Origin of the sequence: Paracoccus denitrificans, assembly GCF_900100045.1 — a bacterium.
GTDB classification, from domain to species: Bacteria; Pseudomonadota; Alphaproteobacteria; order Rhodobacterales; family Rhodobacteraceae; genus Paracoccus; species Paracoccus denitrificans.
In genome coordinates, this window is record NZ_FNEA01000005.1 from 58779 (window position 1) to 74346 (window position 15568).

At 69.4% G+C, this 15568-nt stretch carries 18 protein-coding genes; 6 read left to right on the forward strand and 12 right to left on the reverse strand.

Translation table 11 applies throughout. From position 1 onward, the window contains the following. Positions 1-6: 6 nt before the first annotated feature. Both BLT64_RS05215 and trxB read right to left on the reverse strand, forming a co-directional pair. On the reverse strand, positions 7-810 hold the full coding sequence (locus tag BLT64_RS05215) for a bifunctional sulfate adenylyltransferase/adenylylsulfate kinase (protein WP_041529946.1): 804 nt from the start codon (positions 808-810) through the stop codon (positions 7-9). A 28-nt stretch (positions 811-838) separates the two neighbouring features. Then, the gene (trxB, locus tag BLT64_RS05220) at positions 839-1855 is read right to left on the reverse strand and encodes a thioredoxin-disulfide reductase (RefSeq protein WP_011748495.1); all 1017 of its coding nucleotides are present in this window, start codon (positions 1853-1855) and stop codon (positions 839-841) included. Between the two features lie 164 nt (positions 1856-2019). Here trxB and BLT64_RS05225 point away from each other — a divergent pair, with 164 nt between their 5' ends. Continuing rightward, the gene (locus tag BLT64_RS05225) at positions 2020-2520 is read left to right on the forward strand and encodes an Lrp/AsnC family transcriptional regulator (RefSeq protein ID WP_011748496.1); all 501 of its coding nucleotides are present in this window, start codon (positions 2020-2022) and stop codon (positions 2518-2520) included. Positions 2521-2612: 92 nt separating this feature from the next. After that, the gene (locus tag BLT64_RS26240) at positions 2613-3038 is read left to right on the forward strand and encodes a hypothetical protein (RefSeq protein ID WP_128492949.1); all 426 of its coding nucleotides are present in this window, start codon (positions 2613-2615) and stop codon (positions 3036-3038) included. Positions 3039-3134: 96 nt separating this feature from the next. Here the strand turns inward: BLT64_RS26240 and pgeF are convergent, their stop codons facing one another. The 3 genes from pgeF to lgt are packed head-to-tail and all read right to left on the reverse strand — an operon-like array spanning position 3135 to position 5837. Beyond that, on the reverse strand, positions 3135-3899 hold the full coding sequence (gene pgeF, locus BLT64_RS05230; protein WP_011748498.1) for a peptidoglycan editing factor PgeF: 765 nt from the start codon (positions 3897-3899) through the stop codon (positions 3135-3137). Continuing rightward, on the reverse strand, positions 3883-4950 hold the full coding sequence (locus BLT64_RS05235; protein WP_011748499.1) for a class I SAM-dependent methyltransferase: 1068 nt from the start codon (positions 4948-4950) through the stop codon (positions 3883-3885). Before BLT64_RS05235 ends, pgeF begins: the two co-directional genes overlap by 17 nt. Then, a complete protein-coding gene (gene lgt, locus BLT64_RS05240; RefSeq protein ID WP_011748500.1) occupies positions 4947-5837 on the reverse strand; it encodes a prolipoprotein diacylglyceryl transferase in 891 nt (296 codons plus the stop codon). The genes BLT64_RS05235 and lgt overlap by 4 nt, the downstream gene beginning before the upstream one ends. Positions 5838-5963: 126 nt before the next feature. Here lgt and BLT64_RS05245 point away from each other — a divergent pair, with 126 nt between their 5' ends. Beyond that, the gene (locus tag BLT64_RS05245) at positions 5964-6218 is read left to right on the forward strand and encodes an accessory factor UbiK family protein (RefSeq protein ID WP_011748501.1); all 255 of its coding nucleotides are present in this window, start codon (positions 5964-5966) and stop codon (positions 6216-6218) included. On the opposite strand, the gene BLT64_RS05250 is transcribed toward BLT64_RS05245, so the two are convergent. Then, entirely contained in the window at positions 6209-6514 is a 306-nt protein-coding gene (locus tag BLT64_RS05250; RefSeq protein ID WP_232290458.1) for a DUF6476 family protein, read from the reverse strand. The genes BLT64_RS05245 and BLT64_RS05250 overlap by 10 nt on opposite strands. Here BLT64_RS05250 and BLT64_RS05255 point away from each other — a divergent pair. From BLT64_RS05255 to BLT64_RS05265, 3 genes are all read left to right on the forward strand, one after another. Next, positions 6513-7538: an RluA family pseudouridine synthase gene (locus tag BLT64_RS05255; RefSeq protein ID WP_011748502.1), complete on the forward strand. Its 1026-nt coding sequence runs from the start codon at positions 6513-6515 to the stop codon at positions 7536-7538. The two genes, BLT64_RS05250 and BLT64_RS05255, sit on opposite strands and share 2 nt — an antisense overlap. A 66-nt stretch (positions 7539-7604) precedes the next feature. Then, positions 7605-8510, forward strand: a complete 906-nt coding sequence (gene rpoH / locus BLT64_RS05260) for an RNA polymerase sigma factor RpoH (RefSeq protein ID WP_011748503.1) — start codon at positions 7605-7607, stop codon at positions 8508-8510. 366 nt (positions 8511-8876) lie between these two features. Further along, complete coding sequence (locus tag BLT64_RS05265) at positions 8877-9896, forward strand: hypothetical protein (protein WP_011748504.1); 1020 nt, start codon at positions 8877-8879, stop codon at positions 9894-9896. A gap of 7 nt (positions 9897-9903) precedes the next feature. On the opposite strand, the gene BLT64_RS05270 is transcribed toward BLT64_RS05265, so the two are convergent. From BLT64_RS05270 to BLT64_RS05295, 6 genes are all read right to left on the reverse strand, one after another. Then, on the reverse strand, positions 9904-10953 hold the full coding sequence (locus BLT64_RS05270; RefSeq protein ID WP_011748505.1) for an SPOR domain-containing protein: 1050 nt from the start codon (positions 10951-10953) through the stop codon (positions 9904-9906). Positions 10954-11022: 69 nt separating this feature from the next. Continuing rightward, entirely contained in the window at positions 11023-11658 is a 636-nt protein-coding gene (gene upp, locus BLT64_RS05275) for a uracil phosphoribosyltransferase (RefSeq protein ID WP_011748506.1), read from the reverse strand. After that, complete coding sequence (locus BLT64_RS05280) at positions 11655-12623, reverse strand: adenosine deaminase (protein WP_011748507.1); 969 nt, start codon at positions 12621-12623, stop codon at positions 11655-11657. Before BLT64_RS05280 ends, upp begins: the two co-directional genes overlap by 4 nt. After that, positions 12620-13804, reverse strand: a complete 1185-nt coding sequence (locus BLT64_RS05285; RefSeq protein ID WP_011748508.1) for a phosphopentomutase — start codon at positions 13802-13804, stop codon at positions 12620-12622. Before BLT64_RS05285 ends, BLT64_RS05280 begins: the two co-directional genes overlap by 4 nt. Next, positions 13801-15093: a thymidine phosphorylase gene (locus tag BLT64_RS05290; RefSeq protein WP_011748509.1), complete on the reverse strand. Its 1293-nt coding sequence runs from the start codon at positions 15091-15093 to the stop codon at positions 13801-13803. Before BLT64_RS05290 ends, BLT64_RS05285 begins: the two co-directional genes overlap by 4 nt. Continuing rightward, entirely contained in the window at positions 15090-15485 is a 396-nt protein-coding gene (locus BLT64_RS05295) for a cytidine deaminase (RefSeq protein WP_011748510.1), read from the reverse strand. Before BLT64_RS05295 ends, BLT64_RS05290 begins: the two co-directional genes overlap by 4 nt. Positions 15486-15568: the final 83 nt, after the last annotated feature.

A 15568-nucleotide genomic window follows, 5' to 3' on the forward strand; every position in this document is an offset into this window, starting at 1 on the left:
CCCCGCTCAAGGAATGGATCGCCCTTCACCATCGACCAGTTCCAGCCCGATCTCGTCCCGGTATTGCCGCAGCAGCGCCGGTGCAGCCGGATCGGCGGGCAGCAGCAGATGCGTCGCGCCATGGTTGCGGCGGATCAGCGCCTGCCACAGCGTCTCGCGCCCGCCCGCATGGCGCGGCTCGGCCCCGACCGCCAGCAATTCGGCGCCAAGCTCGCCGGCCAGCCGCCCCCCGGCAGCCGCATCCGCAGGATCGCAGGCCAGCACCCGTTCGCAGCCCTGCGCGCGGAAATGCGCGCGCCAGCCGTTCGGCCCGCGCCGGGTATCGCCCGCACCTGGCAGCCCCTTGACCGGCCCGCCCAGGCAGATCGGCCCGGCCGCGCGCTGCAAGGTCACGCCCGGATGGGCGGGATCGGCGCTGCCGAACAGGAGCTCAGCCTCGCGCGCCCTGTCCGGGCTCCATTTGTCGGTAACCGACAGGATGGCCATGACCGCGCCATCGGGGCCGCGCAGGGCGATATCCTCGCCCGGATCGACCTGAGCCGCGAAATCCGCGCCGACCTCCAGCACCACCGGCATGGGCCAGAGCGCACCCGTGGTCAGGCGCATCCCGGCCAGCACCGAATCGTAATCCGCCTGGGTCAGAAAGCCGCGCAGCGGCAGGAACCCACCGCCCGTCAGCAATTCCAGGTCGGCCATCTGCCGGGCCGTCAGATCCCAGGCGGCCATGCGCCCGGCCTCGGCCCGCAGCTTCTGCCCGGCCTCGGGGCTGACAAGAAGCGCACGGATCGGCTGGTGATGCGGCAGGTTCATCGGCGGCAAGCAGACAGAACCCCGGCCATCAGGCGGGGATCTCGGCCGCATGCGGGTTCGGCTCGCCGGCCATGTCGTGCTCGGCCAGGAAGCGTTCGGCATCCAGCGCCGCCATGCAGCCCATGCCGGCGCTGGTCACCGCCTGGCGATAGATGTGGTCGGTCAGGTCGCCCGCCGCAAAGACGCCGGGGATCGAGGTCCGCGTCGTGCCGGGCTCGACCTTGACATAGCCGCCGTGATGCAGCTCCAGCTGGTCCTTGACCAGTTCCGAGGCCGGCGCATGGCCGATGGCGATGAAGACGCCGTCCGCCGGCACCACCTGCTCGGTCCCCTGCCGGACATGGCGTACGCGCACGCCGGTGACGCCCGGCGGCTGCTGTTCGCCCTGCACCTCGACCAGCTCGTGATCCCAGAGCACCGAGACCTTGGGATTGCGAAACAGCCGCTCTTGCAGGATCTTTTCGGCCCGCAGGCTGTCGCGACGATGGATCAGCGTCACCTTGCTGGCGAAATTGGTCAAAAACAGCGCCTCCTCGACCGCGGTATTGCCGCCACCCACCACCACGACCTCGCGGCCGCGATAGAAGAAGCCGTCGCAGGTCGCGCAGGCCGAGACGCCGAAGCCCTTGAACTTCTCTTCACTGGACAGACCCAGCCAGCGCGCCTGGGCGCCGGTGGCCAGGATCACCGCATCCGCCGTGATGCGCGCCCCCGAATCAAGCTCGGCCACGAAGGGCCGCCGGCCCAGGTCCAGCCGCGTCACCGTATCGACAAAGATGCGCGCGCCCATGGCGCGGGCATGCGCCTCCATCCTGACCATCAGGTCGGGACCCTGGATCTCGGTCTCGCCGGGCCAGTTCTCGACCTCGGTGGTGATGGTCAGCTGGCCGCCCGGCTGCATGCCCTGGATCAGCACCGGCGACAGCATCGCGCGCGCGGCATAGACCGCGGCGGTATAGCCGGCCGGACCCGAGCCCACGATCAGCACGCGGCTATGGGCGGGCAGGCTGGTGTCGGCGGCAATCTCGGCAGGGGCATGGGACATGGCAGGGAACCTTTCGCTTGGCGCAGCCTTAGCTAATCACCGCCGGCCCGGCATGCAATCCATGAACCCCCTTTCGCGCAGCAGCGGAAAGAATGTTGCGCAATCCGGGCTCGCGGGATAGTTTCCGGCATGTTTTTTGCCCGCAAGGCAAATCAGGGGATCCGATGACTGCCGCCAGACTTGACGAAATCGACCGCAAAATTCTGGCGGAGTTGCAGGCCGACGGCCGCATGACCAATGTCGAGCTGGCCCGCCGCGTCGGCATTTCGGCCCCGCCCTGCCTGCGCCGCGTCCGCGCGCTGGAGGAGATGGGCTATATCCGCGGCTACCATGCCGATATCGACGCGCGCGAACTGGGATTCGAGGTGCAGGTCTTTGCCATGGTCCGGCTGGTCAGCCAGTCCGAGCGCGACCTGTCGGCCTTTGAAGCCCTGGCCTGCGAATGGCCGCTGGTGCGCGAATGCCACATGCTGAACGGCGAGATCGACTTCATCCTGAAATGCGTCTCGCCCGACCTGACCAGCTTCCAGCGCTTCCTGACCGAGAAGCTGACGGCGGCGCCGAACGTGGCTTCGGTCAAGACCTCGCTGGTGATCCGCTGCGCCAAGGACGAGCCGGGCGTGCCCTTCGAGGTGGTCGAGGAACGCGCGGCGGCGCTGGGGTGAGGGGATGCGGTGACGGCGGGGGCTTTTGAGTTCTTAGCCGACGGTCATGATACGCATACTCTGCCGACAGCGGCTATGTCTTGGAGGCCCACTTGAAGCTCCTGTCACTTATCGCGCTCGCCGTGTTGTCTGGGTGCGTAGAGGAGGACATTGCTTACCGATTTGTGGCCAAAGGAAACGCGAAACCTTTGTCTCTCTTGGCCAGCGAAGCGCAGTCTTTTGTATGCGTGGTTGCCATCTATCGTGCCTCGCCCAGCATAAAACCGCCCGAATTGGCTAACGGCTTTGAGCCATGGAGCGTGACTCAATTGTCTGATCGGGTGAACGAAACAGCGGTTGAACTGCGAGCCCTAAACAATGCTGGCGAATGTTGGGATGCGGAAATCCGCAAAGCGAGTGGTTCGCCTGACCCCTGGCACTATACCAAAGCCGCACAGCCAATGATCTCGTCTGACCACAGCGGGAATGTCGCCGTTTTCGATCCGCAACGCGGTATCTTCATCGCAATATCTGGGTGACTGACAGCTTCGTCCCGCATCACGGAAACCGGCCAGACATCCCGCAGCCGCCCGCCCCGGCATCGAATGCCGTAGCCCGCGCGCCATCCCCCCGACCTACAACGCAATCGCCGAGATCAGCCGTCCGTAATCCGCCTGGTTCTGATGCGTGCTGCGGCGATAGGAGAAAAAGCGGTCCGGGTCGGAATAGGTGCAATGCCGCGTCCATTCCGCCTCGACCCCGGCCTCGCGCAGCCGCATCAGGCCGAACGAGGGCAGGTCGAACATCGGCCGCCCGTTCGGCCCGCCGGCGAAGAAACGGTGATAGCCCGGTTCCTCGACCAGGAATTCGTCCATGAAATCCTCGCCGACCTCATAGGCGCGCTGACTGATCGTGGGGCCGATCACCGCGCGAATCCGCGAAGCGCCCAGGTCGTTCATCGCGCCCACCGCCGCCTCGATCACGCCCGAAAGCGCGCCGCGCCAACCGGCATGGACGGCGCCGATCACCCCTGCCTCGGGATCGGCCAGCAGGATCGGCTGGCAATCGGCGGTCAGCACCGCCAGCGCCACGCCGGGCTGGTCGGTGACGATGCCGTCGGCGCGAATCCCCGCAAGACCGGCGGGATCGTCGCCCGCGCGCAGCACGGCAATCTCGGCGGAATGCACCTGATGCACCGTGGCAAGGCCGGCGGGCGGCACGCCCATCGCCTCGGCGACGCGGGTGCGGTTGATGCTGACGATCTCGGCCTGGTCGCTGGAGCCGTAGCCGCAGTTCAACCCCGAAAACAGCCCCGAGGAGGCGCCGCCGCGCCGGGTGAAGAAGCCGTGCCGCACCGAGGCGAGCAATGGATGGGTCAGGATCTCAAGCGTCGTCTGCATCGTCGTCCAGGGGCTCGAATCCGGCAGGCACGGGCGCATGGCGAGCCCAGAAGGCCAGCACCTTGAACAGGTGACCCATTTCGCCGGGCGCGGTCAAGCGATGAAGCGCGGCCATCGCCCCCTCGTCGCCCGCCCGGGCCAGTTGCTGCGCGCGGCTCTCGATCCCCAGCCGCAGCAGCCAGTCGCCCTGCGCGACCATGCGCGAGGCGCGAACCCCGGCCGCCCGCCCCGCCGCAGCCAGGGGCGCGAAATCGACATGCGCGGTCAGGTCGGCCTCGCCGGGGTTGGCCAGCACATCCTCGGGCCGGTGGCGGCGCAGGGCCTGGAAGGTGTCGCCCTGCCCGTCCCAACCGCCATAGTCGACGACGATGGCGCAACCGCCATGCGCCGCGATGCGCCCGGCGACCTGCGCGACGATCGGCGCGGCCTCGGGGCAGGTTTCGCGGATCACCCCCTCGGGCGCGAGGGGCAGCGAAGCATCGCCGGGGATGGGCAGCAGCCCCATCTCCAGTCCGCCCTGCGCATCCAGCGCCACCACGCGCTCGGCCCAGCCCTGCGCGCCGCGCTGGAACTGGCGAATCGGCAGGGCGTCGAAGAACTCGTTGGCGACCAGGAGCAGCGGCGCCTGCGGCAGTTGCGATACATCGTCCAGATGCACGATCTCGCCCAGCCTGTCGCGCTGGACCCGGCGCAGATGCGGCGATGCTTCGACCAGCGCGACCCGCGCCGCCTCGGCCATGCCGGGCACGATGCGGATGGCGCGCAGGATGTCGGCCATCAGCGTGCCGCGCCCCGGCCCGATCTCGGCCAGGGTAAAGGGCGCGGGCCGGCCCTGGTCCAGCCACGCCTGCCCCAGCGCCAGCCCGATCATCTCGCCGAACATCTGGCTGATCTCGGGCGCGGTGGTGAAGTCGCCCGCCGTGCCGAAGGGGTCGCGGGTCGCGTAATAGCCATGCTCGGGATGCAGCAGGCACAGCCGCATGTATTCGTCCAGAGCCATCGGCCCCGACAGCCGGATGCGCGTGGCGATCAGGCGGGCCAGCGGCGTCATGCGGCCGTCTGCGGCACGGCCGGCCGCATGCGCGCGCGAATCAGGAAGGCCAGCCCGACCAGCACCATCGGCAGCGACAGAAGCTGGCCCATGGTCACGCCCCAGGCCGGCCCGCCCAGCACATGGCCCAGCGGATTGTCGGGCGTGATGAACTGCGCATCGGCCTGGCGGAAGAACTCGACGACGAAACGCGACAGGCCGTAGCCGATCAGGAATATCCCCAGCGCCTGCCCCGGACGGCGCAGGCCCCCGGCGCGGACCAGCAGGAACAGCGCACCGGCCAGCAGCACGCCCTCCAGCCCCGCCTCGTAAAGCTGGCTGGGATGACGGGCGCAGGGGCCGGCGATGCCGGGGCAGTTCTGCGCCGCCTCGCCAGGAAAGATCACGCCCCAGGGCGCATCGGTCGGCCGGCCCCACAGTTCGGCATTGATGAAATTCGCCATCCGGCCAAGACCCAGCCCGATCGGCGTCGCCACCGACAGCGCATCGGCCAGCCGCAGCGCCGGAATGCCGTGGCGGCGGCAATACCACCAGGAGGCCAGCACCACGCCCAGGAAGCCGCCGTGAAAGGACATGCCGCCCTGCCAGATCACCGGGATCTGCCCCGGATTGGCCAGGTAATAGGCCGGCTCGTAGAACAGCACGAAGCCCAGCCGCCCGCCCAGCACCACGCCGGCGATCACCCAGGTCAGCAATTCCTCGACCCGCTCGGGACGCATCGGCGCATCGGCGCCCCAAAGCCGCGGGCGCCGCATCAGCGCGACGATGATGCGCCAGCCGATCAGCAGCCCGACCAGATAGGCCAGCGCATACCAGCGCAGCGAAAGCGCCATGCCGAACAGGTGGATCGTGAAGATCTCGGGCGAGATGTCGGGAAAGGGGATCATGGGCTCCTCGTTTCGGCGCGGGCAGGCTACGCGGGGGCGACCGGGTGTCAACCGGCGCTGTCAGGCAATTGAACAGCCGCGCCCCCGGGGCCATATAGGGGGTCACGCTGAACCGAAAGGCCCGCCATGACCGCGAACAACCGCTTTATCGACGATCTCTCGAAATTGATGACCAATGCCATGGGCGTGGCCCAGGGCGCCAAGGACGAGGCGCAGACCGCCTTCAACGGCTGGATCGACCGCTGGCTGGCCGATCGCGACTTCGTCACCCGCGAGGAATTCGAGGCGGTGCGCGAAATGGCGATCAAGGCGCGGTCCGAGAATGCCGAGCTGCGCGCCCGCCTCGACGCGCTGGAGGGCAAGGCGGCCGATCAGGGCTGAACCTGCCGGTGCAGCCGGCCCTGCTTGTCGTAAAGCAGCACCTCGCCCGTCTCGGTCACCACCACCAGCCAATCGCGGGCAAAGGTGACGGCGGCGGGCACGGCCCCTTCGGGCAGGGCGATCTGTTCGGGCAGTTCCGGCAAGGGCGGTTGCGACAGGCGCAACCATAGCAGCGCCGCGATCACCAGCACGCCCAGTCCCATCACCGCCGCCAGCGCGGTCACCAGGAAGCGCAGCCAGCGCAGCATCGGCAGCGCTTCCTCTGGCCCGCCGTCCAGCCTATCATCCCGTGCCATGGCCGAAATCCTCATCACCATTCCCGAAGGTCTGTCCGAGCGCCTTGATAAGGCGCTTGCCCTTGCCGCGCCAGAGCAGGCGGCGCTATCGCGCTCGCGCCTGGCCAAGTTGATCGCCGAGGGCGCAGTCCTCGGCCCCTCGGGGCCGGTGACGGACGGCAAGGTGCGGGCCGAGACCGGCGACTACCGGGTGCGGATCGTTGCGCCCGAGCCGCTGGAGGCGCAGCCCGAGCCGATCCCCTTGGCCGTCGCCTATGAGGACGCGGAGCTGATCGTGGTGGACAAGCCCGCCGGCATGGTGGTGCATCCCGCGCCGGGCGCGCCCTCGGGGACGCTGGTCAACGCGCTGCTGGCGCATTGCGCGGGCAGCCTGTCGGGCATCGGTGGCGCGGCGCGGCCCGGCATCGTGCATCGCATCGACAAGGAAACCTCGGGCCTTCTGGTGGTGGCAAAGACCGACCGCGCCCATCAGGGGCTGGCGCGGCAATTCGCCGACCACACGGCACGGCGGCGCTATCTGGCCATCGCGCATGGCATGATCGACCCGGCCGATGCCCGGCTGCGGGGCCTGCCGGGCGTGGGATTCGAGCCGGGCGGCGTGCTGCGCATCGCCACGCTGATCGGCCGCCACCCCGGCGACCGGCAGCGCCAGGCCGTCAGCTTCCAGAACGGCCGCCATGCCGTGACCCGCGCCCGGGTGGTCGAGACCTTCGGCACGCCCCCCGCGGCCATGCTGGTCGAATGCCGGCTGGAAACCGGACGCACGCATCAAATCCGCGTGCATATGGCCCATGCGGGATTGGGGCTGGTCGGCGACCCGGTCTATGGTGGCAACAGGCGGGCCTCGGCCAGGGCGTTGGGGGCGGATGCCGCCGCGGCCGTCGCCGCCTTTCCCCGCCAGGCGCTGCACGCCGCCGAGCTGGGCTTCGAACATCCGGTCAGCGGCCAGACGCTGACCTTTGCCAGCCCGCTGCCGGCCGACATGGCCGGATTGCTGGCGACACTGCGCAAGGCGGCGGACTGACGGAACCCGGGCCGCGCCGATAGCGTTCACAATTACCCGCCAAAGCGCGGGACAGGGAATTTTCAGATGGCGAACTACACCAACCTTCCGGCACCCAGCCCCGAACAGGGCCTCAACCGCTATTTGCAGGAGATCCGCAAGTTTCCCCTGCTGGAACCGGAAGAGGAATACATGCTGGCCAAGGCCTGGGTCGACCATCAGGACGCCGAGGCGGCCCAGAGGCTGGTGACGAGCCACCTGCGGCTCGCCGCCAAGATCGCCATGGGCTATCGCGGCTACGGCCTGCCGCAGGCCGAGGTCATTTCCGAGGCGAATGTGGGCCTGATGCAGGCGGTCAAGCGCTTCGACCCGGAAAAGGGCTTCCGCCTGGCCACCTATGCCATGTGGTGGATCCGCGCCTCGATCCAGGAATATATCCTGCGCTCGTGGTCGCTGGTGAAGATGGGCACCACCTCGGCCCAGAAGAAGCTGTTCTTCAACCTGCGCAAGGCCAAGTCCAAGCTGGGCGCGCTGGAAGAGGGCGACCTGCGCCCCGAAAACGTCACCCAGATCGCCCATGACCTGAACGTGACCGAGCAGGAGGTCATCGACATGAACCGCCGCCTGTCCAGCGGCGATGCCTCGCTGAACGCGACGGTGGGCTCGGGCGATGGCGAATCGACGGCGCAATGGCAGGACTGGCTGGAGGACGAGGACGCCAATCAGGCCGAGGCGTTCGCCGAGGCCGACGAATTGTCGGCGCGGCGCGAGATGCTGATCGCCGCCATGGACGTGCTGAACGACCGCGAAAAGGACATCCTGATGGAGCGTCGCCTGCGCGACGATCCGATGACGCTGGAGGATCTTTCGACGCGCTACGGGGTATCGCGCGAGCGCATTCGCCAGATCGAGGTCCGCGCCTTCGAGAAGCTGCAGAACCGCATTCGGGAGCTGGCGCGCGAACGCGGCATGACCGTGCCCGAAAACGCCTGACCCGCGATTGCCGCCGGCCTGTCCGTTCCATCGTCTTTCCGCTCCCGGCAGGGCTCTGCTCCGACGGCGCGCGAGGGACGATGCGCCGGCCGACACCCTGGCCGGCACGAGGGTCTTTTCGGCCCAAGGCATCGGAAAACCGCCGCCAGCCTTGCCTGAAAGCCCGGTGGAGCGACGTCGGCCCGGAGCGACCGCCCCATGCAGCAGCCCGTTTGCGCGGCTGGCGCAGGCCGGGCGGTTTTTCCGGCAGCCACCCGCCGGCCCCGCCAGCGCCGGGACGGGAATTATCGTGACAGCGGGCAGAGTTGACCGGCGCCCGGCTTGGCTTATGGTCGGGACAGGACAGCAGGGGCCGATGGCGCGGAAATGACGGCGCTGAACCAATATCAACGGCTGGAAGCCGCAGGAATCTGGCGCGAGACGCCCCGATCGCAACTGCGCGACGTGATCGTCTCGTTCGGGGATGCGACATTGGTGCTGACCGATCCGCGCTCGGAAGTGCCGCTGGCGCATTGGTCGCTGCCCGCCGTCACCCGGCTCAATCCCGGCAAGTTGCCGGCGCGCTATGCGCCGGGCGGGCCCGATGCCGGCGAAGAACTGGAAATCGACGACGAGCTGATGATCTCGGCCATTTCCAAGGTGCATCATGTGATCGAGGCCAGCAAGCCGCATCCCGGCCGACTGCGCGGCGGGCTGATGCTGGGCGCGGCGGCGGTCATGGCGCTGCTGGCGGTGTTCTGGGTCCCGCCGGCGCTGGTGCGCCATGCCGCCGATATCGCCCCGCCGGCGCAACGGGCCGAGATCGCTCGCATGGTGCTGGCCGAGGTTGCCAAGACCACCGGCAGCCCCTGCTCGCGCCCGGCGGGGGACATGGTGCGCCAGAAACTGGCGATGCGGCTGATCGGCCCGGATGCGCAGATCGTCGTGGTGCCGGCAAGCCTGCGCGGCGCGATCCGCCTGCCCGGCCCGATCACCGTCATCGGCGAGGATCTGGTCGCGGGCCAGATGACCCCCGAAGTCGCCGCCGGCCATATCCTGGCCGCCCAGGCGGCGGCGGTGCAGGACGATCCCTTGCTGGCCGCACTGCGCCATGCCGGGCCCCGCGCCACCTTCCATCTGCTGACTGCCGGAACGCTGCCGGAAAAATCGCTGACGGGATATGGCGAGAAGCTGCTGGCCGGCCCCCTGCCCCGCCCCGAGGACGAACCGCTTCTGGCCTATTTCACCCGCGCCGGCATCTCCAGCGAACCCTATGCCCGCTCGCTGGACCCGACGGGCGAGGCGGTGCTGGGCCTGATCGAGGCCGACCCCTTCCGCACCGCCGAACCGCGTCCCGTGCTTGGCGACCGGGAATGGATCGCGCTGCAGGAGATCTGCGACCAGTAGCCGCCGCTCAGCGGGGAAAGGCATCGTGATACCCGGCCTTGCGGATGGCATCGAGCGCCCGGACGATGCCTTCGCGGTCGGCAAAGGGGCCGGCCATGAGGAACTGCACCTCGCGACCGCCGACCCGATCCTTGCCGCGAAGCAGCGGATAGCCCATGCCGGCGATGCGGCCGGCCGCACGTTCGGCATTCCGGGGATCGGCGAAAGTGCCGATCTGCACATAGCGCGCCCCGGCCGGGATCATGCCGGCCGAAGGTTGCGTCGCAGGCTTGGCGCGGGGGGCGGCCGATACTGTGGTTGGGGCCGGTTTTTCGGGTGTCTGTCCGACAGTTGCGGATCGCGGCGGCCTGACCGCTGCCGTCGGCGGCGGCGCAGGCAGCGGAGCGGTGGCGGTTTCGCCTGCGGACAGATCGGGCAGCGTGCTTTCCGCGGCCTTGGACATGCTGCCCACCGGACGCGCGAAGCTAAGCCGCGACAGTTCGGATTTGGGCAGCGTCGCGCAATAGCCCTGCGTCGGATCGTCCAGCCCGGCCGCGCCCGGCCTATCGTCATAACCCAGCAGTTCGCAAAGCCGGCGGTTCGGTTGCAGGGCGCCCCCCATGTCCTGACGCAGCGCAGGCGCCGCCGCCAATGCCGCCCGCAACGTATCCGCCGGAACCGGGGAATGCGGCTCGGGCCCCAGATCTGGCAGACGCTCCATCGGCCGGGGATCGCTGGCCAATTCGCCGGGGCGCAGGTTGGTGATGACCTGCTGCAACAGCGCCTCTTCCAGCAAGTCAGCACGGCTGCGCCCGGCATTCGGGTCCAGCGCCGGCAGGCTTGATCCGCCATCCGCCCCGCGTGCCGAGAGCGTCGGCGGATAGCCGCAGACCCGCGTGCCGTCGCGCGCAAGCCGCGGCGTCCAGCCGCCCGCATCGTCGCGCAGGAAAACGCAGCCGCGGCTGTCGATATATTGCCGCGACGGGAAATCGTCCGGCGGATCCTCGGCCGGGCGAAGCCCCTGCGCCAGCACAAGCCCCGGCAGCAGAACCAGCATCAGCCACAGAACAACCCGCATCGCCCCATCCTCGAATCACGCCTGATCCGGTGATAGGGCGAAAACCCTGAAGACCCCGTTAACGCCGGCTCATTTCGTGCCGAACATGCGGTCGCCGGCATCGCCCAGGCCCGGCACGATATAGCCGTGCTCGTCCAGCCGCTCGTCCAGCGCGGCGGTCACGATCGGCACGTCGGGGTGGGCCTCGCGCATCCGCTCGACCCCCTCGGGCGAGGCGAGCAGGCACAGGAAGCGCAGGTTGCGCGCGCCTGCCGCCTTGAGCAGGTCGATAGCCGCGACGGACGAGTTCCCCGTCGCCAGCATCGGATCGACGACGATGGTCATGCGCGCATCCAATTCCTTGGGAACCTTGGAATAATATTGTACCGGCTGCAGCGTCTCGGGGTCGCGGTAAAGCCCGATGAAGCCGACGCGCGCGGCCGGGATCAGCTCAAGGATGCCGTCCATGAGCCCGTTGCCGGCCCGCAGGATCGAGATCAGCGCCAGCTTCTTGCCTTCCAGCGTCGGCGCCTCCATCTCGCAAAGCGGGGTGTCGATGCGGATCGTGGTCATCTCCAGCTCGCGCGTGACCTCATAGGCCAGAAGCAGGCTGATCTCGCGCAGGAGACGGCGAAAGCCGGCGGTCGAGGTGGTCTTGTCGCGCATGAGCGTCAGCTTGTGCTGCACCAGCGGGTGATCGACGACGGTCAGGTGCGCTTGGGTCATGTCAGGTCCTTTCGCAGGCGGGTTCTGGTGGTCTGGTCGCAAAAGGCCGCATCGGCGGCCCAGAGGTTCATCTGCCGAAACTCGGCCTCGGCCCACCCGAAAGCGTCGGCAAGCCGCTGATATTCCTGCGACAGCGAAGTATGGAAGAAGGGCGGATCGTCGGTCGAGACGGTGACGCGCACGCCCGCATCGGCAAGCCGCGCAATGGGATGGGCGGCCCAGCCCGGCACCAGGCCAAGCGCGACGTTCGAGCCCGGGCAGACCTCCAGCGTGATCTCGCGTTCGGCAAGGTCGCGAAGCAGCTGCGCATCCTCGACAGCACGGATGCCGTGGCCGATGCGGGTGACGCCAAGCGCCAGCGCGTCGCGGATCGACTCGGGCCCGCGCCATTCGCCGGCATGGGCGGTCAGGCCCAGCCCCGCCTCGCGCGCGCAGTCGAAGGCCCAGGCGAAATCGCCAAGCTCGCCAGCATCCTCGGCGCCGCCGATGCCAAGGCCGGCGACCCAGCCGCCCGAGGTCTCGGCCGCGCAGATCGCGGTCTTGCGGGCACGCTCCGGGCCGAAATGGCGAATGCAGGTCAGCACGGCGCGGCTGGCGATGCCGTCACGCTCGGCCTGGGTCGCGGCCTCTTCCATGGCGGCCAGATAGTCGCGCCAGGCGGGCAGGTCCGCACCACCGCAGAATTCGGGCGAGACGAAAAGCTCGGCATAGATCGCACCCTGCTCCGCGCATTCCGCCAGCACCTCGGCAAGCAGCCGGGCATAGTCCCGCGGCGTGGTCAGAACCGAGGTCGCCGCCTCATAGACACGCAGGAAGTCCTTGAAATCGCGATAGGCATAGGCGCCGTTCTCGTCGAAGATGCGGCTGATGTCGTGATGTTTCTCGGCGGCGAGCGCCCGGATCAGACCGAGCGGCGCCGCGCCTTCCAGATGCAGGTGCAGCTCGATTTTCTTCAGCGATTTCACAGGAACGACCTCCCCGGGCCGACCGGCGGCAGGCCAAGATGCGCAGCGACCGAGGCGGCGATGTCGGCGAAACCGACCTGGCCGATGCCGCGCGCGCCGCAGCCCCAGCCCAGCACCGGCACGCGTTCGCGGGTGTGGTCGGTGCCGTGCCATGTCGGATCGTTGCCGTGATCGGCGGTGAAGATCGCCAGATCGCCCGGCCGCAGGCGCGAGATCAGCGCGCCCGCCACGCCGTCGAACCATTCCAGCGCCGCCGCATAGCCCGCCACGTCGCGGCGATGGCCGTAAAGGCTGTCGAACTCGACGAAATTGGCAAATGTCAGGCTGCCCGGTTCGGCCTCGTCCGCCAGGGCCAGCAGATGGCCGGCCAGATCGGCGTCGGACTTGCCCTTGTGCAGCTTGCCGATGCCGCGATGCGAGAAGATGTCGCCGATCTTGCCCACGGCATGGGTCGCCCGCCCTGCATCTTGCGCCACGTCCAGAAGCGTCGGCCCGGGCGGGGCGATGGCATAGTCGCGCCGGTTCGGCGTGCGGGCAAAGCCGCCCTCGGCGCCCATGAAGGGCCGGGCGATGACCCGGCCCACGCGCATCGGATGGACCAGGGCAGCCACGTCCCGGCACAGCCGATGGAGCCGGTCGAGGCCGAAGGCCTCTTCATGCGCGGCGATCTGCAGCACGCTGTCGGCCGAGGTGTAGCAGATCGGCCAACCCGTGCGCAGGTGCTCGGCGCCCAGCCGGGCGATGATCTCGGTCCCCGAGGCGTGTTCGTTGCCGAGGATGCCCTCGGTTCCCGCGGCCTGGGCGATACGCCCGGTCAGGTCGGCGGGAAAGGCCGGACGGGTGTTCGGGAAATAGTGCCAGTCCCAGGGCACGGGGACGCCCGCGATCTCCCAATGCCCCGAGGGGGTGTCCTTGCCGCGCGATCTCTCGGTCGCCGCGCCCCACAGCCCCTGCGGCTCGGCGCCGAGGCCCGGCGCCGTCTCGCCGCTGGCCAGCCGGATCGCGGCGCCAAGGCCCAGCGCGTCCAGATGCGGCATCCGCAGCGGCCGCGCCTGCGCGATATGGGCGACGGTATTGGCGCCGGTATCGGGCAGGCCGTCGTTGAAATAGGCGTTCGCGTCGGGTGCCCCGCCGATGCCCACCGAATCCATCACGATCAGGAAGGCGCGTCTGTCGGTCATGTTACCTCGCTGCGGATCAATGGGCCGGGCTCCGGGCCATCGCCCAGCAGATAGGCGGCCGCGACAGTGGCGACCGCCGCATCGGCCGCCGCATCGGAAGCGGCATGGACCAGCGCCAGGGGACGACCCGGACCCGCCTCCTCGCCGATGCGGAGCAGTTCCGCAAGCCCCACCCGAGGGTCGATCCGGTCACCGGCATGCAGCCGCCCACCGCCCAGCGCCACCACGGCATGGCCCAGCACCTCGGTATCGATGGCGACGACGCGGCCATGGCCGGGCACGGCGCGCACCACCGGCGCGGGCGGCAGGTGGCGCTCGGGATGTTCGAGCAGGTCGGCCGGCCCGCCCTGCGCGACCACCATGCGAGCGAAACGCTCGGCCGCGGCGCCGCCGTCCAGCGCCCGCAAGGCGCCGTCGGCCAAGCCGCCAAGATCGAGGCAGGCCGAGGACAGCGCCAGCGACAGGTCGCGCAACGCCCCCTGTTCGCCCGTGAGCACGGCGATGGCCTCGCGCAGTTCCAGCGCATTGCCGGCGGCGCGCGCCAGCGGCTGATCCATGTCGGTGACATAGGCGCGGGTGCGGCAGCCGGCACCCTTCGCGGTATCGACCAGCGCGCGGGCCAGCGCCAGCGCCGCATCCGGGCTGCGCAGAAAGGCGCCGCTGCCTTGCTTGACGTCCAGCACCAGCGCATCCAGCCCCGCCGCCAGCTTCTTGGACAGGATCGAGGCGGTGATAAGGTCGATCGAGCCCACCGTCGCGCTTTCGTCGCGGATCGCGTAAAGCCGCGCATCGGCCGGCGCCAGTTCCGGCCCGGCCGCGACGATGGCGCAGCCGACCTCGGCCACCACGCGGCGGAAATCGTCCTCGGACAGCGCGGTGCGGAAGCCGGGGATCGCCTCCAGCTTGTCCAGCGTGCCGCCGGTATGGCCCAGCCCGCGCCCCGAGATCATCGGCACATAGGCGCCGCAACTCGCCACCAGCGGGGCCAGGATCAGGCTGACCGCATCGCCGATGCCGCCGGTCGAATGCTTGTCCACCACCGGCCCCGGCAGATCCCAGCGCAGCACATGGCCGGAATCGCGCATGGCCCGGGTCAACGCCACCCGCCCCGCCTCGTCCAGACCGCGCGTCAGCACCGCCATGGCAAAGGCCGCGGCCTGCGCATCGCTGACCGAACCGTCGGCCAGGCCGCGCGCGACCAGCGCCGCGCCCGCCGCGTCCAGCCCGCGCCCGTCGCGAACGGCGGCGATCACCGGACGCGGGTCGTGGCCGGGGCCGGCAGGGCTCATTCCGTGCCCGACATGTGGCTGATGCCAAAGCGGCCGGGCAGCAGCTCGCCGATGGTGGTGGCCAGTTCATGGCCCCGGGTCGTGGCCAGCAGCACCGGCGTCTCGGGGCGGCCGAACTCGGCCAGTTTCTGGCGGCAGCCGCCGCAGGGCGGCACCGGGCCTTGCGAGTCGGCGATGACGGCGACCTCGACGATCTCGGTCTCGCCCGCCGCGACCATGGCGGCTATGGCGCCGGCCTCGGCGCAGGTGCCCTCGGGATAGGCCACGTTCTCGACGTTGCAGCCGGCATAGATCCGGCCCGAGGCGCCGCGCACCGCCGCGCCCACCTTGAAGTTGGAATAGGGCGCATAGGCCCTTTCGCGCACCTCGCGCGCCGCATCCAGAAGCGCCATCGCCCCTCACCTTTCGCCTGCCCGTCCGACCGGATTGAGAGTTTGCGCGCCTGCCCCCCGCGATGCAAGTGCGGCGCATCCCC

Bases quoted from the DNA above. Each gene is read 5' to 3' on its own strand.
- BLT64_RS05215 (WP_041529946.1), bottom strand. From the start codon at position 810: ATGAACCTGCCGCATCACCAGCCGATCCGTGCGCTTCTTGTCAGCCCC.
- trxB (WP_011748495.1), bottom strand. From the start codon at position 1,855: ATGTCCCATGCCCCTGCCGAGATTGCCGCCGACACCAGCCTGCCCGCC.
- BLT64_RS05225 (WP_011748496.1), top strand. From the start codon at position 2,020: ATGACTGCCGCCAGACTTGACGAAATCGACCGCAAAATTCTGGCGGAG.
- pgeF (WP_011748498.1), bottom strand. From the start codon at position 3,899: ATGCAGACGACGCTTGAGATCCTGACCCATCCATTGCTCGCCTCGGTG.
- BLT64_RS05235 (WP_011748499.1), bottom strand. From the start codon at position 4,950: ATGACGCCGCTGGCCCGCCTGATCGCCACGCGCATCCGGCTGTCGGGG.
- lgt (WP_011748500.1), bottom strand. From the start codon at position 5,837: ATGATCCCCTTTCCCGACATCTCGCCCGAGATCTTCACGATCCACCTG.
- BLT64_RS05245 (WP_011748501.1), top strand. From the start codon at position 5,964: ATGACCGCGAACAACCGCTTTATCGACGATCTCTCGAAATTGATGACC.
- BLT64_RS05255 (WP_011748502.1), top strand. From the start codon at position 6,513: ATGGCCGAAATCCTCATCACCATTCCCGAAGGTCTGTCCGAGCGCCTT.
- BLT64_RS05250 (WP_232290458.1), bottom strand. From the start codon at position 6,514: ATGGCACGGGATGATAGGCTGGACGGCGGGCCAGAGGAAGCGCTGCCG.
- rpoH (WP_011748503.1), top strand. From the start codon at position 7,605: ATGGCGAACTACACCAACCTTCCGGCACCCAGCCCCGAACAGGGCCTC.
- BLT64_RS05265 (WP_011748504.1), top strand. From the start codon at position 8,877: ATGACGGCGCTGAACCAATATCAACGGCTGGAAGCCGCAGGAATCTGG.
- BLT64_RS05270 (WP_011748505.1), bottom strand. From the start codon at position 10,953: ATGCGGGTTGTTCTGTGGCTGATGCTGGTTCTGCTGCCGGGGCTTGTG.
- upp (WP_011748506.1), bottom strand. From the start codon at position 11,658: ATGACCCAAGCGCACCTGACCGTCGTCGATCACCCGCTGGTGCAGCAC.
- BLT64_RS05285 (WP_011748508.1), bottom strand. From the start codon at position 13,804: ATGACCGACAGACGCGCCTTCCTGATCGTGATGGATTCGGTGGGCATC.
- BLT64_RS05290 (WP_011748509.1), bottom strand. From the start codon at position 15,093: ATGAGCCCTGCCGGCCCCGGCCACGACCCGCGTCCGGTGATCGCCGCC.
- BLT64_RS05295 (WP_011748510.1), bottom strand. From the start codon at position 15,485: ATGGCGCTTCTGGATGCGGCGCGCGAGGTGCGCGAAAGGGCCTATGCG.